The sequence below is a fragment of the Microtetraspora fusca genome (assembly GCF_001570365.1).
Classification (GTDB): Bacteria; Actinomycetota; Actinomycetes; order Streptosporangiales; family Streptosporangiaceae; genus Microtetraspora; species Microtetraspora fusca.
The window spans coordinates 1-24,305 of record NZ_BBYK01000040.1 but is presented as its reverse complement, the minus strand read 5'-3'; the positions used below and the strand labels follow the sequence as shown (position 1 = coordinate 24,305).

The following is a 24,305-nucleotide window of genomic DNA, read 5'->3' as shown; positions in this document are numbered from 1 at the left end:
CCGGTCAGAGCGGCGGGCGCCGCTCACCGCGGCGGGTGGCCCGCTCGAACGTCAGGCCGAGGCGCAGCACGTCCAGGTCGGCCCACGGGCGGCCGACGATCTGCAGGCCGACCGGCAGCCCATCGGACGTGAACCCGCACGGCACCGACATCGCCGGGGCCGACAGCACGCTGATCCAGTAGCAGGACCGCATCCACGCCAGGTAGTCCGGCATCGGCTGCCCGGCGATCTCCGTGACGTACGGGTCGTCCGCGGGGAACGGCGGCACCTGGCTGACCGGGGCGATCAGGAAGTCGTGCTCGTCGAAGAAGGCGTTCATCCGGTGGTAGAGCGCGGTGCGGAGCCGCTCCGCGCGGGCGAGGTCGGCGCCGGTGACCTCGCGGCCCCGCTCGACGTTCCACGCCACGTTGGGGCCGACGCCGGACAGGTCGCCGTAATTGAGCGCGTAGAACCACGCCCGCTGGACGCGGAAGCAGTCCTCGGCGTCGGACAGGTCGAGGTCGACCAGTTTCACCCGGGCCCCCATCTCCGACAGCGTCCCGGCGGCCTCGGCGGTGAGCCGGGCGGTCTCGGGGTCCACAGGCAGGCCGCCGAGGTCGGGGCTGTAGGCGATCCTGACCCGGGTGACGTCCATCTCCAGGCTCGCGCCGAACACCTCGCCGCCCTCGCGCACCGCGTACGGCGAGCAGGGGTCGAAGCCGGAGATCGCCCGCATGAACAGCGCCAGGTCGGCGACCGTCCTGGCCATCGGCCCGGGAACGCCCAGCGTGAACCAGGCCGCCTGCCGCGACAGGGACGGCACCCGCCCGGGCGTGGGGCGCAGCCCGGCGACGTTGCAGAACGAGGCGGGGTTGCGCAGCGACCCGCCCATGTCCGAGCCGTCGGCGAGCGGCACCATGCCGGACGCCAGCGCGGCGGTGGCGCCCCCGCTGCTGCCGCCCGCGCTCCTTTCCAGGTCGTACGGGTTGCGGGTGAGGCCGAACACCTCGTTGACCGTGTGCGAGCCGGTGCCGAACTCCGGCGTGTTCGTCTTGCCGATCATGACGCCGCCGGCGGCGCGGACCCTCCGGACCAGCAGGTCGTCCTCGGTGGGAACGTGGTCGGCGAACAGGCGGGAGCCGTACGTGGTCCTCACCCCGGCGGTGTCGACCAGGTCCTTGTGCGCGACCGGCAGCCCGTGCAGCGGGCCGAGGACCTCGCCCCGGGCCAGCGCCTCGTCGGCCCGCCGCGCCTGGTCGAGCGCCCGCTCCGGGGTCAGGGTGACGATCGCGTTGACCCGGCCGTTGACCTCCTCGATCCGGCGCAGGTGTGCCTCGGCCAGCTCGACCGCGCTGACCTGCTTCGACAGCAGGAGCCGCGACATCTCGGTGGCGGTCAGGTAGTGCGGGTCGGTCATCGTGCTGCCCCCATCGACGGTCGTGCGGCCGGACCTCCGAGTCTCGTGGAACCGCCCCTCGCTCCGCGATGGCAAGGTTCGCCGAGGCGGATCAGCCGATTTTGCCGATGGGGGCGGTGACGGCCCCGGTCAGCGCGATCAGGTTCGCCGGGGCGGTCTCGATCTGCAGGCCGCGCCGCCCGGCCGAGAAGAAGATCGTCTCGAAGCCGAGCGCCGACTCGTCCACCACCGTGGGCAGCCGCTTGCGCTGTCCCAGCGGGCTGATGCCGCCGACGACGTATCCGGTGACCCGTTCGACCTTGGCCGCGTCCGCCATCGCGGCCCGCTTGCCCTTGAGCGCCGCGGCGAACGCCTTGAGGTCCAGCTTGCCCGCGACCGGGACGACCGCCACCGCCAGCCCGACCTCGGTCTCGGCCACCAGCGTCTTGAAGATCCGTTCGTACGGCAGGCCGAGCGCGTCCGCCGCCTCCTCGCCGTACGCCTGCGCGCCGGCGTCGTGCTCGTACGGGTGGAGGGTGAACTCCACCGCCGCCTTCGCCAGCGCCACGGTCGCCGGCGTTCCCTGCCCGCCCTTGCTCTTGGCCTTGCTCACCTCTGGAAGGGTAGGGCATCCGGTTCCGGCGGCTCGAATTAATTAACAGACGTCCTGTCTGGAAATTGCCGAGGCAGCGCCGGGCCGGTGGAGGTGGTCCAGCACGCGGGGCCAGGTGCCGTCGTCGACCCACCGCCGGTACCGCTCGTAGCAGGTCTGCCAGGGGCCGTACCGCTCGGGCAGGTCGCGCCAGGGCGCCCGGGTGCGGGTGCGCCACAGGATCCCGTCGACGACCTGGCGCTGGTCGCGCCGCCTGCGCCCCCGGCCGCCGGGCTCCGGCTCCGGCAGCAGCGGCCGCAGCCGCGCCCACTCGTCGTCGGTCAGGTCGCCGTCCGCACGGTGGTCCTCGGGCTCGCCGCCGGGCGCCCCGGCGGAGAGCTCCAGGTGGTCCGTTCCCAGCCGGAGCGGCCCGCGGCCCCGCCCTCCAAGGACGTCCTGCGCGTTCAGGAGGGTGCACGACGTCATCGACAGGCAGCCGCATCCGATGCAGCCGAGAAGCTCGCGGCGAAGCTGCTCGATCTCGAACCTCTTGGCCGCCAGCCGGTCGTCCCAGCGGCGGGAGATCCGCGCCCAGTCGCGCGGGCTCGGCGCCCGGTCGTGCGGCAGGCCGGAGAACGCCTCGCGCACGTCGGCCAGTGAGATGCCGAGCCGCCTCGACACCAGGATCAGGGAGACGCGCCGGATCATGTGCCGCGGATAGCGGCGCTGGTTCCCCGCGGTCCGCTGTGATGAGATCAGCCCGAGCTGCTCGTAGTAGTGGAGCGCGGAGACGGCCACACCGGTGCGGCGCGAGACGTCGCCGACGGAGAGCAATTCATCGGATCTCCGGTTCACCGGACCTCCAGTTGACCTCAGGTGCGCTTGAGATTCTAAGGTCCCTGGCATGACTTTGCTTGATGACGGCACCAGGGTCGGGACCTGGCGCGAGCTGCTCGGCCCTGGACATATCGGGACGTCCGTCGTCCTCGCCGGCGGGGTCGCCCTCTACGCGATCAACGTTTACGTGACCACCAGCCTGCTCCCGACCGCGGTGCGCGACATCGGCGGGGAACGCTTCTACGCCTGGAACGCGACGGTCTTCCTGATCGCCTCGGTGATCTCCTCGATGCTCGTCAGCAGGATTCTTGCGTCGCGCGGGGCCGTCGGCGCGTACCTGACGGGGTTCGGCGCCTTCACGCTCGGCACCGTGATTTGCGCGGCGAGCCCGATGATGGAGCTCCTGCTCGCGGGGCGCGCGATCCAGGGCCTCGGTGGCGGGCTCCTCGCCGGTCTGGGGCTCGCCGTCATGCGCTCCGCCCTGCCCCCGCACCTTTGGACCAGGGGCGCGGCCCTCGTGTCGGCGATGTGGGGGATCGGGGCCTTCGTCGGGCCCGCGCTCGGCGGGCTCTTCGCCCAGATCGGCGCGTGGCGGCTGGCGTTCGGGGCGCTCGCGGCCCTGGCCGTGGCGATCGCCTTCATCGTGCCCAGGGCGCTGCCGCGTGGCGAACGCGGCGTCGCCACCGGGCCGATTCCCGGGACGTCGCTGGCCCTGCTCACCGGGGCGGCGGCGCTGATCAGCCTGGCCGGCGTCCTGCCGCGCGGAGCGTTCACCGCGCTCGCCGTCGCGGGCGCGCTCGCCCTGGTCGCGCTGTTCCTCCTCCACGAGCGCCGCGCGGAGGTCCGGGTGCTGCCCGCCCTGACGTTCTCGGGCGGCTCGCCGCTGAAGTGGATCTATCTGACGATCGTCGTCCTCGCGATCGGCTCCACCGCCGAGACCTTCATCCCCCTGTTCGGGCAGCGGCTCGGCGGCCTGGCGCCGCTGGCGGCCGGGTTCCTCGGCGCCGCGCTGTCGCTCGGCTGGTCCACGGCCCAGTTCCTCAGCGCCAACGCCGTCCGCCCGGCGACGATCCGGCGGATCCGCGTCGCCGGGCCCGCCGTGCTCGCCACCGGCCTGGCGCTCACCGGGCTCCTGCAGGCGGAGAACGCCGGCGGGCCGACCATGATCCTGTGGATCGTGACGTACATGATCGCCGGAGCCGGGATCGGCATGGCCTTCCCGCACCTGGCCACCGCGGTGATGGGCAGCACGGACGACCAGGAGGAGGCGGGCCGGGCGACCACGGCGATCAACACCGTGCAGCTCATCGCCAGCGCCTTCGGCTCCGCCCTCGCCGGGGTGCTGGTCAACCTCGGGGAGCCGTCCACCCTCCGCTCGGCGCACTACCTGCTGTTCGGCTTCGCCCTGATCGCCGTGTTCGGCTGCCTGACCGCCCGCGCGTCCCGCTCCCGGGCGTGACCGGAAATCCGGTTCTACGCCGACGGCTGGGTGGAGGTGCCGCAGGCGCTCGTGCCGGTCCGCTGCGTTCCGGACCACGACTACGCCTCCTACGTCGAGCCCAACGTCTGGGTACGGCACAGCCTGGGCTGAGGTTTCGCGCCGTGCGCGCGATGGGGGCCCGCCCCCGGTGTGCTCCGTGGCGGAGGCGGGCCGTCGGTCACGCCAGCGCGATGGTGATCGGGCCGCCGTGCGGATCGGCGCCGGACAGCAGCGACGACGGCACGCGGAAGACCCGGCCGGGGGAGACCGGCCAAGGGAGCGTACGGCGGGCGATCCGCCGTCCGTCCTGCGTCACCTCGACCCGGGCGACGAGCCGCTGCTCGGCCGACCACAGCAGGATCCGCTCGCGCGGAGGCGTCCCCGCTCCGGGACGGATCAGCCCGGGGGACACCCAGGTGAACGGCGCCTCCGCCCGCAGCGGGATGCCCGGACCCTGCGGCAGGACGCCCGCCAGGTAGTCGCGTACGTGCCGGGCCACGTGGTGGCCGTCCAGCGCCGCGACGTCGGCGGTGTCCACCGGGTGGACCAGGTTGCCCACCGCGAAGACGCCCGGACGGCTGGTGCGCAGCGCGTTGTCCACCAGCGGCCCCTTGCTGCCGGGGTCGAGGGCGAGGCCGGCGGCGCGGGCCAGCTCATGATCGGGGATCCAGTCGCCCGTGAAGATCACCGTGTCGCACGGCACCGTGCGCCGCGCCCCGGTGGCGAGGTCCTCGACCTCGACCGCCTCCACCGCGTGGTGCCCGATGATCCGGGCCACCCGGGTCCGCGTCGCCACCGGCACCCGCAGCACCGCCCGGCCCGGCACGCTGAACGCGGCGTAGGACTCCGCGTGCGGGTGCTCCGTCGTCATCAGCACGGTGCGGCACCCGGCCTCGCGCAGCGTCAGCACCGCCGACCAGCTCACCAGCTCCGCGCCGACGATCACGGCCCGCGTGCCGACCTCGCGGTGGTGCAGGTGGACGAGGTTCTGGAGCTGGCCGGTGTTCATCACCCCGGGCGGCCGGTCGCCCGGCACCAGCCGTGCCGTACGGGGCCGCTCCCTGGCGCCGGTGGCCAGCACGACCGCGCTGGCGTCCACCCGGATCCGGCCCTCGGGGGTGGTGACGTCGAGGGAGCGCTCCCCGGCCCAGCCGGTGACCATCGCCGACGTCCGCACGCGGGCGCCCGCCTCGACCGCCCGCTCGGCGAGCAGCCGCGCGTACGCCGGGCCGTTCATGACCCGGCGCAGGTCGCGCAGGCCGTACCCGGTGTGGTCGCTGTGCCGGGGGATGCCCCCGGCCTGCCGCTCCCGGTCGAGCACCAGCACGTCCAGCCCCGAGGCCGCGAGCTCCCGTGCCGCGGTCAGTCCGGACGGCCCGGCCCCGACGACGGCGACGTCCGGGCTCTCGGTCGTGACGTCCGACGCGACGCCGTTCGTGCCGCTCACTGCGCTTCCCCCGTCTTCTCGGTGTCCCCGTTCTCCCCGTGCTCCCGCGCCACCCCGGCGCACAGGCGCTTCTCGACCTCGGCTCCGCAGAAGAAGCCCTGGCAGCGGCCCATCAGCGCCCGCGTACGGCGGCGCAGCCCGTCGATGTCGGCGGGCGGGATGGGCGAGGCGAGCGCGTCCCTGATCTCCCCCTCGGTGACCCGCTCGCAGAAGCACACGGCCGTGCCGTACGCCGGGTCCTCGGCGATGAGGTCCGCGCGCTCGTAGGGGCGCGGGAACGCCTCGCCGATGTTGGGCATCCGCGGCGGGTCCGGCAGCGTCGCCTTGGCGTCGAGCCGCAGCCCGGCCTCGCCCAGCAGGCCGAGCGCGTGCTCCGCCACCGCCATGGCCGACGTGAGGCCGGTCGAGCGGATGCCGCCGAGCACGAGGTAGCGCTGCCCGGCGTCCAGGAACACCTGGTAGTCGCCGTGCTCCGTGGCCGCGCGCAGGCCCGCGTACGAGGCGGTGACCTCCTCCTCCAGGAGGGCGGGCATCAGCTTCCTGCCCTTCTCCAGCAGGAACGCGAAGCCGTCCTCGGAGGTGGAGGTGTCGGTCCGGTCGTCCCGGTCCTCGGCGGTCGGGCCGAGCATGATGTTGCCGTAGATCGTCGGGCTGACCAGCACGCCCTTGCCGCGCGAGCTGGGCACCGGCAGCACGATCCGGTTCACCATCGGCCGGGCGAGCTTGTCGAACACGAACAGCTCGCCCCGGCGCGGGGTGACCGTGAACCGCTTGTGCCCGAAGAGGCCGTCGATCACGTCCGAGCCGAGCCCGGCGGCGTTGACGACCCAGCCCGCGCGCAGCGTGCCCCGGCTGGTCCGCAATACCGTGTCAGCCGTGCCGGAGGGCGGTTCGACGCCCTCGACCCTGGTGTTGAGCAGCAGGTACGCCCCGCGGGACAGCGCCTCCGTGGCGAACGCCAGCGTGGTGGTCCACGGACAGATGATCGACTCGTCGGGCACGGTCAGCCCGCCGAGCGCGCCCGGCGCCAGCGCCGGGACCTGCCGGTAGACCTCCTCGGCGTCGACGATCTCGCACCGCTCGTAGCCGTTCTCGGCCGCCTTGGCGGCCAGCCCCGGCAGCGCGGCCAGCTCCTCCTCGGTCCAGGCGACCAGCACCGCCCCCGTGCGCTCGACCGGGATGCCGGTCTTGGTCGCGTAGTCGGCGAGCAGCTCGCAGCCGCGCCGTACCAGCCGGGACTCCAGCGTGCCGGGCTTGGCGTCGAACCCGGTGTGCAGGATGGCCGTGTTGGCCTTGCTCGTGCCGTCGCCGACGTCGGCACGCGCCTCGACCAGGGCGACCGACAGCTCGTACGCCGACAGCGCCCGGGCCACGGCGGCGCCGACGACCCCGCCGCCGATCACCGCCACGTCGACCCTCTCGACCGGCAGCGGGCCGTACCTCATCTGCCGCGTGTTCATGCCTCACTCCCCGTCAGATCCGCCCTGTCCATGGCCGCGTCCACGCCCCGGCGCCATCGGGCCAGGAACTCGGCGGCCCGCTCGCCCGTCCAGCGCGGCTCGTACGTCATGGACGGCGTCCACGCGGGCACCGCCTCCTCCAGGCCCAGCGCGGGATCGACCGCGAGCCGGGCCATGGCGGCGGCGCCGAGCGCGGTCGCGTGCGGCGACGGGTAGACGTCCACCGGCATCTGGGCGAGGTCGGCCTGCGCCTGCATCAGCGTGGCCGACCGGGTGAGGCCGCCGTCCACCCGCAGCCGGGTCAGCGACGCGCCGAGGTCGCGGGCGACCACCTCGGCGAGGTCGGCCACCTGCGCGGCCACGCCCTCCAGCACGGCGCGCACCAGGTGCCCGGGCCGGGTGGACAGCGTCATGCCGAGGAACGAGGCTGTCGCGTCCGGCCGCCACCAGGGCGCGGCGAGCCCGGCGAGCGCGGGGACGAACAGCGCGCCCTGGCTGTCGGGCGCGGCGATCGCGTCCAGGTCGGTGGCGCCCCCGATGAAGCCGAGGTCGCCGAGCCAGCGCACCGCCGACGCCGCCGTGTAGACCTGCCCGTCCACGCAGTACGGCGTGCCGCCCCTGGCCCGCCACGCCACGGAGGTGGTCAGGCCGGAGGTGGACCGCACGGCGCGCTCGCCGGTGTTGGCGAGCAGGAACGCGCCGGTGCCGTACGTGCACTTGGCCTCGCCGGGCCGCAGGCAGCCCTCGGCGAGGAGGGCGGCCTGCTGGTCCACGATCAGGCCGCCGACGGGGATCTCCCCGCCGAAGGCCCGGGTGGTGCCGACGACCTCGTCGCACGCGACGATCCGCGGCAGCCGCTCGCCGTCGAGCTTGAACAGGCGCAGCAGCTCGGGGCTCCAGTCCACGACGTCCAGGTCGAGCACGAGCGACCGGCTCGCGGTGGAGGCGTCGGTCACGAACTCGCCGGTCAGATGGTGGATCAGCCAGGTGTCGCTGGTGGTCACCACCCCTTCGGAGGTGAGGTTGCGCCGGATCCATGCCATCTTGGGCGCGGAGAAGTACGGGTCGAGCACGAGCCCGGTGAGCTCCGCGACCCTGTCCGCCTGGTCGGCCAGCTCGGCGCAGACGTCCTCGGCGCGGCGGTCCTGCCACACCAGCGCGGTCGTCAGCGGCCGCCCGGTCAGCGGGTCCCAGGCGAGCACGGTCTCGCCCTGGTTGGCCAGGGTCACCGCGTCGATCGGCCGGCCCCCCTGCGCGACCGCCTGGCGGCCCGCCGCGAGCACCGAGTCGAGCAGCTCCTGCGGGTTCTGCTCGACCCGGCCCCCGGGCAGGTACGCCGGCCGTACGGGCACCTCGGCGAGCGCCAGGACGGCGCCGTCCGGCCCGACGACGACGGCCTTGGTGCCGGACGTCCCCTGGTCGATGGCGAGAACGGTGGTCACAGCGCGTCCACCCCCATGCCGGGCTCGGCGGTCAGCCGGTCCCTGCGGGTGGCCCAGACGATCAGGAACACGACGGCGCCGAGCACCAGGGAGCCGAGCGCGTAGAGCTGCGCCATGCGGAAGTCGGACGGGATCAGGAAGATGCTCAGCTCGATGAGCAGCCAGACGACGGCGCCCGCGACGACGGGCTTCTCCCACTTCCCGAGCCGGAAGTCGTCCGGCTGCGGGCGGTACTTGCGCCGGGTGCCGAGGTAGAGCGCGACGGTCCCGGCGTACAGGATGGCGGGCATCAGCGTGCCCGCGCCGAGCAGCTCGCCCAGGGCGTCGGCGTTGCCGGAGAAGGTGAGGACGATCAGGATCGAGGCGCCGGCGGCGACGACGGTGGCCCAGGTGGGGCCGCCGGTGGCGCGCGGCACCCGGCTCAGCGCGGCGGAGCACGGCACCCGGCCGTCGCGGGCCATGGCGTGCACGAGCCGGCTGCAGCTCACCATGATGACCAGGCCGCAGGCGAAGATGGCCACGCTCACGACGACGAGGAAGGCCCGCGCCACGCCGGCGCCGACCACGTTCTCGACGACCTGGGCGACGGGGGCGGAGGAGGCGGTGACGCCCGCGACGTCCGTGCCGAGCGCGGCGGTGACAACGATCAGGAACACCATGCCGATGGCGACGCTGAGCAGGATCGCGCGGACCATGGCCCGGGGGACGACCTTCTTGGGGTTGATGGTCTCCTCGGCGAGGTTGGCCGCCGACTCCCAGCCGACCAGGGTGAACGCGCCGAGCAGGGCCGAGAGCATGAACGGCCCCAGCCAGCCGAAGTAGCCGTCCTGCGAGGCGACGCCGGTCGAGGTCAGGTTGGACCACTCGGCGTGGCCGCCGAAGATCGCGAACCCGGCGATGAGCAGAGTGAGCCCGATCATCGCGACGATCTCCGCGCTCACCGCCAGGTTGTTGATCTTGGTGGTGATGGGCGTGGACCAGATGATGAGCACCATCTGCACGAGAAGCACGACCGCGGTGACCAGCGCGCCGCTGAGCGGGGTGTAGGTCCAGCCGAACAGCGGGAACAGCGCCGTCTGGGCGAGTCCGTAGTCGACCGCGACGGCGACGATCGCGAGGAACGCGAACGACACCCAGCCGAACCACCAGCCGAGCACCGGCGAGGCCAGCCGGCTCGCCCACTGGTAGCTGTATCCGGACAGCGGGATCCGGCTGGCGAGCATGCCGTAGACCAGGGCCACCATCACGGTGCCCGCGCCCACGATCGGCCAGGTCCAGATGCCGGCCGGTCCGCCCTTGCCGAGCACGGTGCCGTACGTCGAGAACAGGCCGGTGGTGATCGAGATGAACGAGAAGGCGACCGCGAAGGACTCGAACGACTTCAGGGTGCGCTTGAACTGCTGGGAGTATCCCGCGTGCGAGATCGCCTCGTCGGCGGCGCTGTCGCTCCCGGTCGTGACCCCGGGCGCGGGCGTGGAACGATGGGACATGGATCGTCTCCTGCTGCGAAGAAAGTGAGCGGTCCGGGCCCGGCGGCGTGGCCGCGCCGCCGGGCCGAGTTTACGGCCTTATTACCTCCACATCCGCTCTGACCAGGGCGGATGCGAGTTCGGGGGGCGGTTCCCGGTCCGTGATGAGACCGGAGAATCCGTCCAGGCCGCACACCCGGTAGGCGGCGACCCTGCCGTGCTTCGTGCTGTCGGCCAGCACATAGGTGCGCGCCGTGTTCGCGAGGATGACCCGCTTCGTCGCGACCTCGTCGAGGTAGTAGTCGGTCAGCCCGGCGCCCGCGGTCAGGCCGCCGGAGCCGAGGAGCGCCACGTCGGCCCGCAGGTCCTGGAAGAACGCCACGGTCTGCGCGTTCGAGACCGCGAGGTCGCCCTGCCTGACCCGGCCGCCGGCGACGAGCACCTCGACGCCCGGCCGCCCGGCCAGCTCGGCGGCGACCAGCAGCGAGCACGTCGCCACCACTCCGCGGAAGCCGGGCGGGATCGCCCGCGCCGCCTGCACGGCCGTGGTGCCCACGTCGATGATCACCGTCTGGCCCGGCCGGAGCACCTGGGCCGCCTGCGCGCCGATGACCGCCTTGGCCTCGGCCTGCGCGGTGGAGCGTTCCAGGTAGGAGGACTCCTCGCCGGTGCCGGAGGTGACCGCCGTGGCGCCGCCGTGTACGCGGGCCAGCAGGCCGCGCCGTTCGAGGGTCGCCAGGTCGCGGCGGACGGTCTCGTGTGAGACGCCGAGCTGCTCGGCCAGGTCCTCGGTGCGCAGCGTGCCGGCCTGCGACAGTGCCTCGACGATGCGCTGGTGGCGCTGGGCCGGAAGCATGAGCATCATCCCTGATGACCGAAATTGACTGCTATTGCCCGAAAGTGTGGATTAGTGACCGAAAGATGTCAATAGTCGGTCACCAGCACGCAACGCGCTGTCCGCATGCTGGACCGAAAGCGATCGTCCCGCCGCCGTCCGTAGACTGTGAGGGTGATTTCCCGTATCGATCTGCGCGGTTCCCTGCCCGGTGACCTGCGCGATGTGCTGCCCCGCGCCGAGCTCGACGTCGAGGCCGCCCTGGAGAAGGTGCGGCCCATATGTGAGGACGTGCGCCATCGCGGCGCGGCAGCCGTACGGGAGCTGACCGCGAGATTCGACGGCGTCGAGCTGGAGTCCACCCGGGTCCCGGTGGAGGAGCTCGGCCGCGCCCTGGCCGCCCTCGACCCGGCGGTGCGCGCCGCCCTGGAGGAGTCGATCAGGCGGGCCCGCGCGGTCCACCGCGACCAGCGCCGCACCGACACCACCACCCGGGTCGTGCCGGGCGGCACGGTCACCGAACGGTGGGTCCCGGTCGACCGCGTCGGCCTGTACGTGCCGGGAGGCCGGGCCGTCTACCCGTCCAGCGTCGTCATGAACGTGGTGCCCGCCCAGGAGGCCGGGGTCGACTCCCTCGCCGTCACCTCGCCCGCCCAGAAGGAGTTCGGCGGGCTCCCGCACCCCACGATCCTCGCCGCCTGCGCCCTGCTCGGCGTCGACGAGGTCTACGCCGTCGGCGGCGCCCAGGCCGTGGCGATGTTCGCCTACGGCACCGAGGAGTGCGCGCCGGCCACCATGGTCACCGGCCCCGGCAACATCTGGGTCGCCGCGGCCAAGCGGCTGCTCAAGGGCCGCATCGGCATCGACTCCGAGGCGGGCCCCACCGAGATCGCCATCCTCGCCGACGAGACCGCCGACCCCGTCCACGTCGCCGCCGACCTGATCAGCCAGGCCGAGCACGACGTGATCGCCGCGTCGGTCCTCGTCACCACCAGCCCCGAGCTCGCCGACGCGGTCGAGAAGGAGCTGCCCGGCCAGGTCGCCGCCACCCGCCACTCCGAGCGCATCACCGAGGCGCTCTCCGGCCGCCAGTCCGGCATCGTCCTCGTCTCCTCCCTCGACGACGGGCTGCGCGTCGTCGACGAGTACGCCGCCGAGCACCTGGAGATCCAGACGGCGGACGCGGCGGCGGTGGCCGCCCGGGTGCGCAACGCCGGAGCGATCTTCGTCGGGCCCTACTCCCCGGTGTCCCTCGGCGACTACATGGCGGGCTCCAACCACGTGCTGCCGACCGGTGGCTGCGCCTGCCACTCCTCGGGGCTGTCCGTGCAGACGTTCCTGCGCGGCATCCACGTCGTCGAGTACAGCCGGGAGGCGCTGGCCGGCGCCGCGCCCCACGTGTGCGTGCTCGCCGACGCCGAGGACCTGCCCGCGCACGGCGCCGCCGTACGCGCCCGGTTCGACTGGGGGATCCCCTCGTGACGGCCCGGGACGACCAGCGAGAGAACGTGACGACAGCGGTGACGACGCTCGACGACCTGCCCATCCGGGACGACCTGCGGGGCAAGACCGCCTACGGCGCCCCTCAGCTCGACGTGGCGGTCCGGCTCAACACGAACGAGAACCCCTACCCGCCCTCGCCGGCCCTGGTCGACGACCTGGCCCGGGCCGTACGGCAGGGCGCGGCGACGCTCAACCGCTACCCCGACCGGGACGCGCTCGACCTGCGCAAGGACCTCGCCGACCATCTCGGCCACGGCCTGACCGCCCGGCAGGTGTGGGCGGCCAACGGCTCCAACGAGGTCATCCAGCAGATCCTGCAGGCGTTCGGCGGCCCCGGCCGCGTCGCGATGGGCTTCGAACCGTCCTACTCCATGCACCCGATCATCGCGGGCGTCACCGCCACCCGGTGGATCGACGGGGCGCGCGAGGAGGACTTCGCGATCGACGAGGAGCGGGCCGTCCGCGTGATCGAGGAGCACCGCCCCGACGTGGTGTTCCTAACCTCGCCGAACAACCCCACCGGCACGGCGCTGCCGCTGCGGGTGATCGAGCGCATCCTCGCCGCCGCGCCCGGCATGGTCGTCGTGGACGAGGCGTACGCCGAGTTCGCCCGCACCGGTACGCCCTCGGCGCTGTCGCTGCTCCCGGGCAACCCCCGGCTGATCGTCACGCGCACCATGTCCAAGGCGTTCGCCATGGCGGGCACCCGCCTCGGCTACCTCGCCGCCGACCCCGCCGTGATCGACGCGTTGCTGCTGGTCCGCCTGCCGTACCACCTGTCCACATTGACGCAGGCCGCGGCCCGGGTCGCGCTCGCGCACCGGACGGAGCTGCTCGGCACGGTGGACGCGCTGCGGGCCGAGCGGGACGCGACGGTGGACTGGCTACGGCAACGTGGCCTCTCCGTCGCAGACTCCGACGCCAATTTCGTGCTATTCGGTAAGTTTCCGGATCGGCACGCCGTTTGGGAGGGCGTGCTCGAACGCGGCGTGCTGATCAGGGAGACCGGTCCGGACGGCTGGCTGCGGGTGTCGATCGGGACCGGTGATGAGATGGCGGCCTTCCGGGCCGCTCTGGAGGGGGTCCTCGGATGAGTGAGGCGCGCGTTGCGGGCGCGAACCGCGTCGGGCGGGTCGAGCGCGCCACCAAGGAGACGTCCGTGCTGGTCGAGGTCAACCTCGACGGCACCGGCGTCGTCGACGTGGCGACCGGGGTCGGGTTCTTCGACCACATGCTGACGCAGCTCGGCAAGCACGGGCTGTTCGACCTGACCGTCAAGACGCAGGGCGACCTGCACATCGACTCCCACCACACGATCGAGGACACCTCGCTCGCCCTGGGCGCCGCGTTCCGCGAGGCGTTGGGCGACAAGTCGGGCATCCGGCGGTTCGGCACCGCGGCCTGCCCCCTCGACGAGTCGCTCGCCCAGGTCACGGTGGACCTGTCCGGCCGGCCGTACCTCGTGCACACCGAGCCCGAGGGCATGGCCCCGATGATCGGCCCCGACTACGACACGACCATGACCCGGCACATCCTGGAGTCGTTCGTCGCCCAGGCCGCGGTCTGCCTGCACGTGCACGTGCCGTACGGGCGCAACGCGCACCACATCGTGGAGGCGCAGTTCAAGGCCCTCGCCCGCGCGCTGCGCGAGGCGTCGGAGCGGGACCCGCGCGCGACCGGCGTGCCGAGCACCAAGGGCGTGCTATGACTTTCGCGTCCGTCGGCATGATCTTCGTGGGGCTCTTCCTGATCGGCGGGGTCATCTCCGCCGTACGGCAGGGCCTGAAGGGACTCGCCATAATCACCGGCGCGGGAGCCGCGCTGGCGCTGACCGCGGGGGTTTTGTGGTGGCAGTAGCGAAGCGGGTCGTCATCCTCGACTACGGCTCGGGCAACCTGCGTTCGGCCGAGCGGGCGTTCGCCCGCGCCGGCGCCGACGTCACGGTGACCTCCGACCACGACGCGGCCCTCGAGGCGGACGGCCTGGTCGTCCCGGGAGTCGGCGCGTTCGCGGCCTGCATGGCGGGGCTGAAGAGCGTCCAGGGCGACCGCATCGTCGCCCGCCGGCTGGCTGCGGCCCGGCCCGTCCTCGGCATCTGCGTCGGCATGCAGATCCTTTTCGAGAAGGGCGTCGAGCACGGCGTCCACACCCAGGGCTGCGGCGAGTGGCCCGGCGTCGTCCAGCGCCTGGACGCCCCGGTGCTGCCGCACATGGGCTGGAACACGGTGTCCGCCCCGGAGGGAAGCGTCCTGTTCCGCGGGCTCGACGCCGACACCCGGTTCTACTTCGTCCACTCCTACGGGGTGCGCGAGTGGCAGCTCACCCCGGGACCGGGCTTCCCCGCCCCGCTGGTCACCTGGGCCGAGCACGGCGTGCCGTTCGTCGCGGCCGTCGAGAACGGGCCGCTCATGGCCACCCAGTTCCACCCCGAGAAGTCCGGCGACGCCGGAGCCGTCCTTCTCTCCAACTGGCTGAGCACGTTGTGAACCGGCCGGCCTCCCCGCGCGAGCCCCGGAGCGCCGTGAGGGGGAGGCCGCCGCGCGACGGCGGGCCGCCGTGCCCGCCGTCCCCGTGCCCGTCGATTCCGCTGATCCAGGTGCCCGTCACCGTCGTTCTTTGACCGGAGGTCCTGACTGATGTCGCTCGTTTTGCTTCCCGCCGTTGATGTCGCCGACGGCCAGGCGGTTCGCCTGGTGCAGGGCGAGGCGGGCACGGAGACCTCGTACGGCGACCCGCTCGCCGCGGCGCTCGCCTGGCAGGAGGCCGGCGCGGAGTGGATCCATCTGGTGGACCTGGACGCCGCCTTCGGCCGCGGCGGCAACCGTGAGCTGCTGGCCTCGGTGGTGGGCGCCCTGGACGTGGACGTCGAGCTGTCCGGCGGGATCCGCGACGACGCCTCCCTTGCGGCCGCCCTGGCCACCGGCTGCCGCCGGGTCAACATCGGCACCGCCGCCCTGGAGGACCCCGCCTGGTGCGCCAAGATCATCGCTGAGCACGGCGACCGCATCGCGGTCGGGCTCGACGTGCGCGGCACCACCCTGGCGGCGCGTGGCTGGACCCAGGAGGGCGGCGACCTGTGGGAGGTGCTCGACCGGCTGGAGTCGGAGGGCTGCCCGCGCTACGTCGTCACCGACGTGACCAAGGACGGCACGCTGCGCGGTCCCAACCTCGACCTGCTTCGTGAGGTCTGCCGCCGCACCGAGCGGCCGGTGATCGCCAGTGGCGGCGTGTCGTCGCTGGACGACCTGCGCGCCCTGGCCGGCCTCGTGCCCGACGGCGTCGAGGGTGCCATCGTGGGCAAGGCGCTGTACGCCCAGGCGTTCACCCTGGAAGAGGCGTTGGCGGAGGTGAGCGCCCGATGAGCACCAGGATCTTCTCCGGCGGCCCGTGGGAGGACCGGTACGGCTACGCCCGCGCGGTGGTCGCCGGCTCACGCGTGTGGGTGTCCGGATGCACCGCCACCGTGGACGGCGAGGTCCGGCACGTCGGCGACGCCTACCGGCAGACGCTCACCGCGATCGGCATCGCGCTCGACGCCGTCGGCAAGGCGGGCGGCAGCGTGCAGGACGTCGTCCGTACTCGGATATACCTGGTGAAGGCGGACGATTTCGACGTCGTCGGCCGGGCGCACGGCGAGGTCTTCGGCGCGGTCCGGCCCGCCTGCACCAGCGTCCAGGTGGCCGGGCTCGTGGACCCCCGGATGCTGGTCGAGGTCGAGGTCGAGGCGTACCTGGGCGACGGGACGCGCGAGGACCCGGGAGGTGAGGCACCGTGACGGTGGCGGTACGCGTCATCCCCTGCCTGGACGTGGACGCCGGGCGGGTGGTCAAGGGCGTCAACTTCGAGAACCTGCGCGACGCGGGCGACCCGGTCGAGCTGGCCCGCCGCTACGACGCCGAGGGCGCCGACGAGCTGACCTTCCTCGACATCACCGCCTCCTCGGGCGGCCGCGAGACCATGCTCGACGTGGTGCGCCGCACCGCCGAGCAGGTCTTCATCCCGCTGACCGTCGGCGGCGGCGTGCGCACGGTCGAGGATGTGGACCGGCTGCTGCGCGCGGGCGCCGACAAGGTGGGGATCAACACCGCCGCCATCGCCCGGCCCGAGCTGCTGACCGAGGCGTCCCGGCGCTTCGGCGCCCAGTGCGTCGTGCTGTCGGTGGACGCCCGCCGCGTCGTGGACGGGCCGCCCACCCCCTCCGGCTTCGAGGTGACCACGCACGGCGGTCGCCGCGGCACCGGCATCGACGCGGTCGAGTGGGCGCGCCGCGCGCAGGAGCTCGGCGTGGGGGAGATCCTGCTCAACTCCATGGACGGCGACGGCACCAAGGACGGCTACGACCTGGAGATGCTCCGCGCCGTACGCGCCGCGGTCACCGTCCCGGTGATCGCCTCGGGCGGCGCGGGGAAGCTGGAGCACTTCGCGCCCGCCATCGAGGCGGGCGCCGACGCCGTGCTCGCGGCGAGTGTCTTCCACTTCGGCGAGCTGAAGATCGCCCAAGTGAAGGACGCCCTCCGCGCGGCCGGCCATCCCGTGCGTTAGGTGAACCCGGTGCGCGACCTCGGCCCGGTCAGACGGCCGAGGTCGTGCGCAGGTATTCGGCGAAGCTCATCGGCGGATGGCCGGCGATCTTCCCCACGGTGTCGGTGACGACGTCCAGATCTCCGGCCGCGATCGCGGCGTACGACGTCACCCAGCCCGCCACCTCCCACTCGGGCGCGCCGTAGCGGGCCCGGGAGGCGTACGCCTCCTCGATCGTCTCGGCGTGGTAGCGGGTCGGCCTGCCGGTGACCCGGGTGATGGTCTCCGCCGCCTCGGCCATCGTCAGCGCCCGCGGCCCGGTCACGTCGTACGTCACGCCGTCGTGCCCGTGCTCGCGCAGGACGACGGCGGCCACGTCGGCGATGTCGTCGCGCGCCACCATGCCGACCCGGCCCTGCCCGGCCGGGCCCCGGATGACGCCGTCCTCTCCGGCGAAGTACGGCACCAGGTCCATGTAGAGGCTGTTGCGCAGGAACGTGAACCTGACGCCGCTCTCCCTGATGTGCCGCTCGGTGTGCCAATGGTCGCGGGCGAACGTGAAGGTCGCGTCAGGAGCGGCGCCGAGGAACGAGATGTACACGATCCTGGACACCCCCGCGTCGAGCGCGGCGTCGACGGCCGAGGTGTGCAGCGCCACCCGGCCGGCCGTCTCCGTGGCGGAGACCAGCAACAGCGTCTGCACCTCGTCGAGCGCGGCCCGCAGCGCGGCCGCGTCCTCGTACGCCGCGGCGACCGCGTGGGCGCCGGGCAGGTCCGGCGCGCGGGACGTGTCGCGGACGACGAGGCGCTGGTCCACGCCGGCGACGGCGAGGCGGTGCGCCACGCGCCGCCCGAGCTGACCGGTCGCCCCGGTCACAGCGATGAGATCAGAGGTCATTCGTCCAGTGTCACACCGCCGGCCGGACGGCCGGCGGGTGGGCTCGCGGAGCGCCGCCTCGATCCGCGCGGGTCGCGGCGGCGACCTTCTCGGGCCGGTTGGGCACGTGGGAAACCGTGCCGGGGGAGCCAGCGCCGACGAGCCGATGAGAGAACCGACGACCACGGAGCGGGCACGACGAAACACCCTCGCGCACGGGCGATCCCGTGAGCGTCGCCGCGGAATCACCGCAGGCGGAGGCGCCGCCGGAGGAATCCGGCCGCGCCGTCCCGGCCGCACTGTCGTGGCCGGGTATCACCGTGAGGTCCTACCTCACCCCAGAACTGTCGTGAAGAACGTCGCCAATCGACTCGCTCCCGTATTCACCGTGTCGAACACACCCTTCACGGCGCCTGCGGCGGCGGCTGGCTGGCTGTAGAGGTAGAAGACCACGAACGCGATGGCCGCGTACGTAAGAACCTTCTTGACCTGCATAGGGGGGCCTCCTGCAGTCAGTTTCCCGGCGGTACATACCCAGCGACGGGAATGATCATAACTAGCCAGGAGGCCAGGAGGCCCTTCCGGGGGCTAACTCTTCAGCCAGAAAACAGAGACGTGAAGAACGCCGACAGCCGCTCGGCTCCGGTCCCGATGCTGTCGAACACCCCCCGGACCGCGGCGGCGGCCCCCCTGGGCTGGGTGAACAGGTAGAAGGCCACGAAAGCGATCGCGGCGTAGGTCAGGAGCTTCTTCACGTTCATCAGAGCTACGGCGCGGCCCCGACGTGGCGGGGGAGGGGGCGCCGCCCTCCTTTCTTCTCCGATCGCTGGCCCTCATGCTGCCGCATCACGTCGTGATATGTGCGTGTTTCGTGAGGAGTCCCCGGATATCGGAGGGGCAGGGCGGAAGGCCCCGGTCTCGGGTCACATGCCGAGCCGCGCCTCACGGAGCAGGGTCACGGCGGCGGTGTCGCCCTCGTAGGACACCCGGGCGTGCGCCTGGCGGCCGAAGGCCAGCAACATCAGCTCCTGCGCGTCACCGACCGCCACGACGGCCGGCTCGGCCATGCGGCCCGCGGCCTTCTCCCCGTTCGTACGGCGCAGCACCACGCCCACCGGCGACCCGCGGAAGAACAGCCGGGCCATCGAGCGCAGCCGCTGCCACAGCACGTCGTCCAGGCCGGCGGGCAGCTCCCTGGGCTCCCAGTCCGGGCGCGCCCTGCGGACGTCCTCGTGGTGGACGAACATCTCCACCGTGTTGACCAGCTCGTCGATCCCCGGGACCAGGCCGTACGGCGTCCACCTCGGGGGGCCCTGCCGTACGAGGTCGACCAGCTCGGGGTAGGAGTGGCGGGCCTTGAACCGCTCCTGCACGGACGCGGTGTACGGCGCGAGCGCGCCGATCCCGATGCCGGGGAGCGCGTCCGGACGGCGCTCACGCACCACGAGGTGGGCGGCGAGGTCGGCGGTCGTCCAGCCCGCGCAGAGCGTCGGCGCGTCGGGGCCGAGGTCGTCCAGCAGGTCGCAGAGCGCGGCACGTTCGGAGCGGGAGTGGGTCACGGCCCCGAGCCTAGTCCCGCCGGACGACAGGGATCATCGCGCCGCCCGGAATATTCCGATTGATCAGGATGATAAGGAGTATCTAGGACCAAATGCCTGGGAAGGTGTCGGTCCGGGGACGGATACGGGGCGCCGCGAAGGCGGGTAACGTCTCGGATGCCCGTCCGGGAAGACCGCATACCGGCCGGAAACAGCAGTAGGGCGAGCCGGTCGTACCGCGCCGCCACGATCGAGAGGACCCACCGCGTGCCGTCCAAGGTGTCAACCGCCGTCATGCGTCAGGGTCTCAAGGTCATCGGTGTCGCCATCAAGACGGAGCCGCGCGTCTTCACCGCCGCCGTGCTCTCCAGCGGCCTGTACGGCGTGATGACCGTCGCCTCCTCCTGGGCGCTCGGCCGGGCCACCGACCAGGTCGTGCTGCCCGCCTTCCACGAGGGCCGGACGAGCGCCGGCGCCCTGGCGACCGCCGCGCTGCTGATCGTCGGGGTCGCGCTGTTCAAGGCGCTCGGCATCATGGGGCGGCGCATCCTGGCCGGCATCATGCAGTACCGCATGCAGGCCACGTCGCGGCGCGCGGTCACCCGGCAGTACCTGCGGCTCCCGCTCGCCTGGCACCACCGGCATCCCACCGGCCAGCTCCTCTCCAACGCCAGCTCCGACGCCGAGGCCGCCTGGTCGCCGCTCGCGCCGCTGCCCATGGCCGTCGGCGTCGTCGTGATGCTGGTGACGGCCGCCGTGGCGATCCTCCTGACGGACCCGGTCCTCGCCATCGTCGGTTTCCTGATATTTCCGGCCATCGCGGTGCTCAACCTGGTCTACCAGCGCAGACTGTCCCCGCTGGCGACCCGGGCGCAGCAGCTTCGCGCCGAGGTCAGCGAGATCGCGCACGAGAGCTTCGACGGCGCCCTCGTCGTCAAGACCCTCGGCCGGGAGGACGCCGAGACCACCAGGTTCCGCGCCAAGGCCGACGAACTGCGCGACGCGAACATCGCCGTCGGCAAGGTGCGCGGCCTGTTCGACCCCATGCTGGAGGCCCTGCCCACCCTCGGCGTGCTCGCCGTGCTCCTCGTCGGCTCGCTCCGGCTGGAGAGCGGCGGCATGGTCGCGGGCGAGCTGATCCAGGTCGCCTACCTGTTCACGCTGCTCGCCTTCCCGATCCGCGCGCTCGGCTGGGTGCTCGCCGAGCTGCCGCGCAGCGTCGTCGGCTGGACGCGCGTCCAGGACGTGCTCGACGCCACCGGCTCCATGGAGTACGGCACCGCCAGGCTGGACGGCGACGGTCCGGCCGAGATCGGGGTGAGCGGGGTCACCTACGGCTACGACCCGCAGGCCCCGGTGCTGCGCGAGGTCGGCTTCGACGTCGCGCCGGGAAGGACCGTCGCGATCGTCGGCCCGACGGGGGCGGGCAAGTCCACGCTCACCCAGCTCCTCGGCCGCCTGATCGACCCCGACCGGGGCGCGGTGCGGGTGGACGGCACCGACCTGCGCGACGCGGCGCGCGGCGAGGTGAGCGGGTCGGTCGCGCTCGTCCTCCAGCAGACGTTCCTCTTCGACGACAGCGTGCGCGGCAACATCACGCTCGGCCGGGACATCCCCGACGAGCGGGTCTGGGCGGCGCTGCGGCTCGCCCAGGCGGACGGCTTCATCGCCGCGCTCCCCGGGGGACTCGACACGCACGTCGGCGAGCGTGGGGCCACGCTGTCCGGCGGGCAGCGGCAGCGCGTCGCCCTCGCCCGTGCGCTGGTCCGCGAGCCCCGCCTGCTCATCCTCGACGACGCCACCTCCAGCGTGGACCCGCAGGTCGAGAAGCGCATCCTGCACGGCCTGCGCGAGGGCTCGGCCCGCTCCACGGTGGTCGTCGTGGCGTACCGGATGGCGACCATCGCGCTGGCCGACGAGGTCGTCTACCTGGAGCACGGGGCCGTGGTCGACCAGGGCACCCACGAGGAGTTGCTCGGCCGCTGCGAGGGCTACCGCGTCCTCGTCACCGCGTACGAGAGGGAAGAGGCCGAGCGGGCCGCGATCGACAGCGACGAGGAGGTCGTGGCGTGACCGCCGTGACACAGGAGCGAGAGGCCGTCGAGCGGGAGGGCGACGAGCCCGGCGGCATACGGGCGGCCGAGCGATCGGCCCTGGAGACCATACGGCACGGCATGCGCCTGTCGCCGGAGTTCCGCCGCGGCCTGGGCGGCACCATGGTCCTCGCCGTGCTCGCCACGCTCGGCAAGGTCATCGTGCCGATCGCGGTGCAGCAGGTCATCGACCGCGGCCTGCGCGGCGACGCGCCCGACGTGCCGTTCATCAGGAACGCCGTCGTGCTGTGCGCGATCGCCGTGGTGCTGACCGCCCTGGCCGGCTACCTCATGAACGTCCGGCTCTACCGGGCCACCGAGTCGGGCCTGGCCACGCTGCGGACCAAGGCGTTCCGGCACGTGCACGACCTGTCCGTGCTCACGCAGAACAGCGAGCGGCGCGGCTCCATGGTCTCCCGGGTGACCGGCGACGTGGACCAGATCAGCACGTTCATGCAGTGGGGCGGGCTGATGGTCGTCGTCGCGGGCGGGCAGCTCGTGATCGCGACGGTCGTCATGGCCGTCTACTCCTGGCAGCTCACGCTTCTGGTGTGGGCCTGCTTCCTCCCCCTGGTGTTCCTGCTGCCGCGCTTCCAGCGGCTGGTGGCCCGGCGCTACACCGCCGTCCGCGAGCGCACCGGCGACATGCTGGCCGCCGTCAGCGAGTCGGTCGTCGGCAGCGCCGTGATCAGGGCGTACGGCTCGGAGGACCGCACCGCGGCGCGCATCGACGCCGCGGTGAACGGCCAGCGCGAGGCGCAGACCCGGGCGCAGAAGACGGTCGGCCTCACCTTCCCGATCACGGAGCTGGTCGCCTCGATCGCCCTGGCCGGCGTGGTCCTGCTCGGCGTACGGCTCGGCCTGGACGGCGCGATCAGCGCCGGGCGGCTGGTCGCCTTCCTCTTCCTGATCACGCTGTTCATCAGCCCGCTGCAGACCGCCACCGAGGTCCTGAACGAGGCGCAGAACGCCATCGCCGGATGGCGGCGCGTCCTCGGCGTGCTCGACTCCCCGGCCGACGTGGCCGACCCGGAGAACGGCGTCACGCTGCCGCGCGGCCCGATCTCCGTCTCGTTCGAGGGCGTCGGCTTCTCCTACCCGGGCGGCGCGCCCGTCCTGCACGACGTGACGGTGGACATCCCGCCGCGCACCCGCGTCGCCGTGGTGGGCGAGACCGGCTCGGGCAAGACGACCTTCGCCAAGCTGCTCACCCGCCTCATGGACCCGGTGTCCGGCCAGGTCCTGGTGGACGGCGCCGACCTGCGGGACGTGCGGTTCTCCTCGCTGCGCGAGCGGATCGTCATGGTGCCCCAGGACGGTTTCCTCTTCGACGCCACCCTCGAGGAGAACATCCGCTTCGGCCGGTCGTCCGCGACCACCGAGGAGATCCGGCTGGCGCTGACCGAGCTCGGGCTCACCGACTGGCTGGAGGGGTTGCCCGCCGGCCTCGACACCCCGGTCGGCCAGCGCGGCGAGTCCCTGTCGGCGGGGGAGCGGCAGCTCGTCGCCCTCGCTCGCGCCTACCTCGCCGATCCCGACCTGCTGCTCCTCGACGAGGCCACCTCCGCCGTGGATCCGGCCACCGAGGTACGGCTGGCGCGGGCCCTGGACGGGATCACCCGGGGGCGTACGGCCGTGTCGATCGCGCACCGCCTCTCGACGGCCGAGGCAGCCGACGAGGTGATCGTCTTCGAGCACGGCCGGATCGTCCAGCGCGGCCCGCACGCCGAGCTGGTGGACCAGCCCGGCGTCTACGCCGACCTGTACGCCTCCTGGACCTCGGCCACCCGCTCCTGAGCGGAGGAGGCCGGGCTCAACGGGTCTGGGGGTCGCCGCCGGACAGGCGCTGGGCGAAATAGATCGGCACCACCGAGACGATCACCAGCGCCGCGGCGACCACGTTCACCACCGGGGCCTGGTTGGGCCGGAACAGGTTCTCGAAGATCCAGATCGGCAGCGTCCTGACTCCGGCGCCCGCGGTGAACGTCGTCACGATGATCTCGTCGAACGACAGCGCGAACGCCAGCAGGCCGCCCGCCAGCAGCGCCGAGCGCATCATCGGGAACGTGACCAGGCGGAACGTCGTGAACGTGTCCGCGCCCAGGTCGGCCGACGCCTCCTCCACGTTCAGGCCCATCCGCCGCAGCCGCGCCAGCACGTTGTTGAAGACGGTCACGACGCAGAACGTGGCGTGGCCGACGATCACGGTGAACAGCCCGAGCGGGACGCCGAGCACCGAGTGGAAGGTGTTGCTCAGCGCGATGCCCGTCACGATGCCGGGCAGCGCGATCGGCAGCACGATCAGCAGCGACACGGTGTCCCGGCCGAAGAACCGGTAGCGCTGCACCGCGAACGCCGCCATGGTGCCCAGCACGAGCGCGATCGCCGTGGCGCCCAGGCCCGCCTGGACCGACGTCCACAGCGCGTCGCGCACGCCGGTGGAGCGCCAGGCCGCGCTCCACCACTGGAGCGTGAACCCCGGCGGCGGCCACCCGAACGTCCGGTCGGAGTTGAAGGAGTTCAGCACCACCACGCCCAGCGGGACGTAGACGACGCCGAGCCCCAGGACCAGCGCCGTCCACAGCGCCGCCCGTGCCGTACGCGACAGGTTCACCGTGCCTCCTCCATCGCCGGCGCGCGGACCGCGTGACTCCCGGTGGGTTCGCTTCGGTCTCTCACCGAAACCTCCGGAGGAAGCCCGGTCCTTCAGGGCCGGGAGGAATCCGGACCCCACAAGGGGTGGCCCGGCGGAGCCGGGACAGCCCAGAGCGCGAAGCGCTCACGACGTTCTCCTTTCGCTTACCGATTAGGCAAAGGGCTAGTAAAATGCGAACAT

Annotated in this window: 23 protein-coding genes and 2 pseudogenes; 11 read left to right on the top strand and 14 right to left on the bottom strand. The window is 72.8% G+C overall.

Translation table 11 applies throughout. From position 1 onward, the window contains the following. Positions 1-4: 4 nt before the first annotated feature. The 4 genes and pseudogenes from AWQ68_RS05565 to soxR form a co-directional block, all read right to left on the bottom strand. Positions 5-1,396, bottom strand: coding sequence for an amidase (locus AWQ68_RS05565; RefSeq protein ID WP_066935757.1), 1,392 nt, complete (start codon positions 1,394-1,396; stop codon positions 5-7). Positions 1,397-1,487: 91 nt separating this feature from the next. Then, the gene (gene ybaK / locus AWQ68_RS05560) at positions 1,488-1,988 is read right to left on the bottom strand and encodes a Cys-tRNA(Pro) deacylase (protein ID WP_066935753.1); all 501 of its coding nucleotides are present in this window, start codon (positions 1,986-1,988) and stop codon (positions 1,488-1,490) included. Positions 1,989-2,087: 99 nt separating this feature from the next. Beyond that, positions 2,088-2,372: pseudogene (locus AWQ68_RS44650) on the bottom strand (transposase); the annotation flags it as partial. 24 nt (positions 2,373-2,396) lie between these two features. Continuing rightward, a pseudogene (gene soxR, locus AWQ68_RS44645) lies at positions 2,397-2,873 on the bottom strand (redox-sensitive transcriptional activator SoxR); the annotation flags it as partial. On the opposite strand from soxR, the gene AWQ68_RS05550 reads away from it, so the two are divergent. Beyond that, complete coding sequence (locus AWQ68_RS05550) at positions 2,872-4,263, top strand: MFS transporter (protein WP_066935749.1); 1,392 nt, start codon at positions 2,872-2,874, stop codon at positions 4,261-4,263. The pseudogene soxR and the gene AWQ68_RS05550 sit on opposite strands and share 2 nt — an antisense overlap. A 199-nt stretch (positions 4,264-4,462) precedes the next feature. Here AWQ68_RS05550 and AWQ68_RS05545 read toward each other — a convergent pair whose 3' ends face one another. The 5 genes from AWQ68_RS05545 to AWQ68_RS05525 all read right to left on the bottom strand — a co-directional run bounded on the left by AWQ68_RS05545 (position 4,463) and on the right by AWQ68_RS05525 (position 10,958). Further along, a complete protein-coding gene (locus AWQ68_RS05545; RefSeq protein WP_066935741.1) occupies positions 4,463-5,731 on the bottom strand; it encodes an NAD(P)/FAD-dependent oxidoreductase in 1,269 nt (422 codons plus the stop codon). Beyond that, the gene (locus tag AWQ68_RS05540; protein ID WP_245655763.1) at positions 5,728-7,191 is read right to left on the bottom strand and encodes an NAD(P)/FAD-dependent oxidoreductase; all 1,464 of its coding nucleotides are present in this window, start codon (positions 7,189-7,191) and stop codon (positions 5,728-5,730) included. Before AWQ68_RS05540 ends, AWQ68_RS05545 begins: the two co-directional genes overlap by 4 nt. After that, entirely contained in the window at positions 7,188-8,633 is a 1,446-nt protein-coding gene (locus AWQ68_RS05535) for an FGGY family carbohydrate kinase (protein WP_066935740.1), read from the bottom strand. Before AWQ68_RS05535 ends, AWQ68_RS05540 begins: the two co-directional genes overlap by 4 nt. Further along, positions 8,630-10,123, bottom strand: a complete 1,494-nt coding sequence (locus AWQ68_RS05530; protein WP_066935728.1) for an amino acid permease — start codon at positions 10,121-10,123, stop codon at positions 8,630-8,632. The genes AWQ68_RS05535 and AWQ68_RS05530 overlap by 4 nt, the downstream gene beginning before the upstream one ends. A gap of 70 nt (positions 10,124-10,193) precedes the next feature. Continuing rightward, entirely contained in the window at positions 10,194-10,958 is a 765-nt protein-coding gene (locus AWQ68_RS05525; RefSeq protein ID WP_066935727.1) for a DeoR/GlpR family DNA-binding transcription regulator, read from the bottom strand. 153 nt (positions 10,959-11,111) lie between these two features. On the opposite strand from AWQ68_RS05525, the gene hisD reads away from it, so the two are divergent. The 8 genes from hisD (at position 11,112) to hisF (ending at position 16,982) form a co-directional block, all read left to right on the top strand. Then, on the top strand, positions 11,112-12,419 hold the full coding sequence (gene hisD / locus AWQ68_RS05520) for a histidinol dehydrogenase (RefSeq protein ID WP_066935725.1): 1,308 nt from the start codon (positions 11,112-11,114) through the stop codon (positions 12,417-12,419). A gap of 38 nt (positions 12,420-12,457) precedes the next feature. Next, positions 12,458-13,534 carry a histidinol-phosphate transaminase gene (locus tag AWQ68_RS05515; RefSeq protein ID WP_066936577.1) on the top strand — a complete coding sequence of 359 codons (1,077 nt, stop codon included), beginning with the start codon at positions 12,458-12,460 and terminating at the stop codon, positions 13,532-13,534. Next, the gene (hisB, locus tag AWQ68_RS05510; RefSeq protein WP_066935722.1) at positions 13,531-14,148 is read left to right on the top strand and encodes an imidazoleglycerol-phosphate dehydratase HisB; all 618 of its coding nucleotides are present in this window, start codon (positions 13,531-13,533) and stop codon (positions 14,146-14,148) included. The genes AWQ68_RS05515 and hisB overlap by 4 nt, the downstream gene beginning before the upstream one ends. Then, positions 14,145-14,297 carry a CG2302 family histidine operon protein gene (locus tag AWQ68_RS43435; protein ID WP_169808863.1) on the top strand — a complete coding sequence of 51 codons (153 nt, stop codon included), beginning with the start codon at positions 14,145-14,147 and terminating at the stop codon, positions 14,295-14,297. Before hisB ends, AWQ68_RS43435 begins: the two co-directional genes overlap by 4 nt. Beyond that, entirely contained in the window at positions 14,288-14,926 is a 639-nt protein-coding gene (hisH, locus tag AWQ68_RS05505) for an imidazole glycerol phosphate synthase subunit HisH (protein ID WP_066936580.1), read from the top strand. Before AWQ68_RS43435 ends, hisH begins: the two co-directional genes overlap by 10 nt. A 150-nt stretch (positions 14,927-15,076) precedes the next feature. Continuing rightward, positions 15,077-15,802, top strand: coding sequence for a bifunctional 1-(5-phosphoribosyl)-5-((5-phosphoribosylamino)methylideneamino)imidazole-4-carboxamide isomerase/phosphoribosylanthranilate isomerase PriA (gene priA, locus AWQ68_RS05500; protein ID WP_066935720.1), 726 nt, complete (start codon positions 15,077-15,079; stop codon positions 15,800-15,802). Beyond that, the gene (locus tag AWQ68_RS05495; protein ID WP_066935717.1) at positions 15,799-16,215 is read left to right on the top strand and encodes a RidA family protein; all 417 of its coding nucleotides are present in this window, start codon (positions 15,799-15,801) and stop codon (positions 16,213-16,215) included. The genes priA and AWQ68_RS05495 overlap by 4 nt, the downstream gene beginning before the upstream one ends. Further along, positions 16,212-16,982 carry an imidazole glycerol phosphate synthase subunit HisF gene (gene hisF / locus AWQ68_RS05490; RefSeq protein ID WP_066935711.1) on the top strand — a complete coding sequence of 257 codons (771 nt, stop codon included), beginning with the start codon at positions 16,212-16,214 and terminating at the stop codon, positions 16,980-16,982. The genes AWQ68_RS05495 and hisF overlap by 4 nt, the downstream gene beginning before the upstream one ends. Positions 16,983-17,010: 28 nt before the next feature. On the opposite strand, the gene AWQ68_RS05485 is transcribed toward hisF, so the two are convergent. The 4 genes from AWQ68_RS05485 to AWQ68_RS05480 all read right to left on the bottom strand — a co-directional run bounded on the left by AWQ68_RS05485 (position 17,011) and on the right by AWQ68_RS05480 (position 19,397). Further along, entirely contained in the window at positions 17,011-17,859 is an 849-nt protein-coding gene (locus AWQ68_RS05485) for an SDR family oxidoreductase (protein ID WP_066935705.1), read from the bottom strand. Positions 17,860-18,171: 312 nt separating this feature from the next. After that, positions 18,172-18,333 carry a hypothetical protein gene (locus AWQ68_RS43430; protein ID WP_169808862.1) on the bottom strand — a complete coding sequence of 54 codons (162 nt, stop codon included), beginning with the start codon at positions 18,331-18,333 and terminating at the stop codon, positions 18,172-18,174. 101 nt (positions 18,334-18,434) lie between these two features. After that, the gene (locus AWQ68_RS43425) at positions 18,435-18,599 is read right to left on the bottom strand and encodes a hypothetical protein (RefSeq protein ID WP_169808861.1); all 165 of its coding nucleotides are present in this window, start codon (positions 18,597-18,599) and stop codon (positions 18,435-18,437) included. Positions 18,600-18,761: 162 nt separating this feature from the next. Then, on the bottom strand, positions 18,762-19,397 hold the full coding sequence (locus AWQ68_RS05480; protein ID WP_066935702.1) for a TIGR03085 family metal-binding protein: 636 nt from the start codon (positions 19,395-19,397) through the stop codon (positions 18,762-18,764). A 273-nt stretch (positions 19,398-19,670) separates the two neighbouring features. On the opposite strand from AWQ68_RS05480, the gene AWQ68_RS05475 reads away from it, so the two are divergent. Then, entirely contained in the window at positions 19,671-21,449 is a 1,779-nt protein-coding gene (locus AWQ68_RS05475) for an ABC transporter ATP-binding protein (RefSeq protein ID WP_066936575.1), read from the top strand. A gap of 101 nt (positions 21,450-21,550) precedes the next feature. Further along, positions 21,551-23,266: an ABC transporter ATP-binding protein gene (locus AWQ68_RS05470; protein WP_174554085.1), complete on the top strand. Its 1,716-nt coding sequence runs from the start codon at positions 21,551-21,553 to the stop codon at positions 23,264-23,266. 16 nt (positions 23,267-23,282) lie between these two features. Here the strand turns inward: AWQ68_RS05470 and AWQ68_RS05465 are convergent, their stop codons facing one another. Next, a complete protein-coding gene (locus AWQ68_RS05465) occupies positions 23,283-24,083 on the bottom strand; it encodes an ABC transporter permease (RefSeq protein WP_066935697.1) in 801 nt (266 codons plus the stop codon). Between the last annotated feature and the right edge of the window lie 222 nt (positions 24,084-24,305).